Origin of the sequence: Vibrio sp. Vb0888 (assembly GCF_033338835.1) — a bacterium.
In the GTDB taxonomy this organism is placed as follows: Bacteria; Pseudomonadota; Gammaproteobacteria; order Enterobacterales; family Vibrionaceae; genus Vibrio; species Vibrio alginolyticus.
Window position 1 is genome coordinate 1 of record NZ_JAWOTL010000243.1, and the last position, 1,137, is coordinate 1,137.

Annotated in this window: 1 protein-coding gene; it reads left to right on the forward strand. The window is 43.3% G+C overall.

Translation table 11 applies throughout. The features are described from left to right. A partial coding sequence (locus tag R7P72_RS25350; protein ID WP_411912910.1) for an Ig-like domain-containing protein occupies positions 1–1,137 on the forward strand: 1,137 nt, incomplete at both ends.

Genomic DNA, 1,137 nt, shown 5'->3' on the forward strand with positions numbered 1-1,137 from the left:
AGGTGAGCAGTTGTTGGTCATTGAGCTAGAAAACGCTAAGCCAGAATACAGCTATTCATTCTTGGACGCTTATTTGTCTAACGGAGAGAAAAAGAAGCAGTTCTATGGAAATGCCAGTTCGTACAAGACGAGCGGATTAAGCGAAGGGCGTGGCCGTAACTATCCTTTTGCTGCTTTGTTAGAAAAACCTCAAGCGAAACCTAGTATTACGGTTGAAACGGATTCCGTCACCGTATTAAGCGGTGAAAGTATTACGATTGATGTACTGGCGAATGACCACTCATCGGATGCGAATAGCACATTGAAGCTAGATAAGATCACATCAAAGCCTTCGATTGGTAGCGCTGAAATCTCAGGACAAAAAATCCACTATTCTGTTCCTGTTTCAGACATTCCAGAACAACGAGCAGTAATGAAGTATCAAGTGTCTGACGATTTTGGGACGACAGCAGAAGGTGAGGTGGTCATCACGATCAATTCTCCAGTAATCACCGCCAATAGTCTTCAATACAAAGCGCTAGAAGATACGCCACTGGAACTTAACTTACATCAGCAACAAGGACTAGAGAAAGGGGACACCATCGTCATTAAAAAGCCGCCGATGCACGGCAAGATTGACGGGAATACCTACCAAAGCAAGGAAAACTACTTTGGTAATGACCAGTTTGAGTTTTCTATTATGAAAGAAAACGGACGTGAATCTAATACAGCTATGGCTGTAATTACAGTCGAAGCGGTTAATGATGAGCCGATCTTCGCTGTTGAAGCGAGCCGTAAAGAAGGCCTATCAAACGAAAAAGTCACACTATCTGTACTTGGCTTAAAAGACGTTGATTCAACGGATCACTCATTCAAATGGCGTCAAGTTTCTGGGACTAAAGCTCAGTTTGCCACCACGGACACGGCAAGTGTAGAAGTGACGTTACCAAAAGTGAGTGAGAAAAGTGAAAAGCTGACGTTTGAAGTGGCAGTAAACGACAACGATGGTGCAATTATTACTAAGAGCGTTGTTATGGTCGTTAAGCAAGAAGTCGTTGTGGAAAATGATCCTGGCAAGAGTGAAGAAGGCGGCTCTATGGGGCTGTGGGTCACTCTATGTATGATGCTGATTAGCCTAAGAACAAAGGTTAATAATTT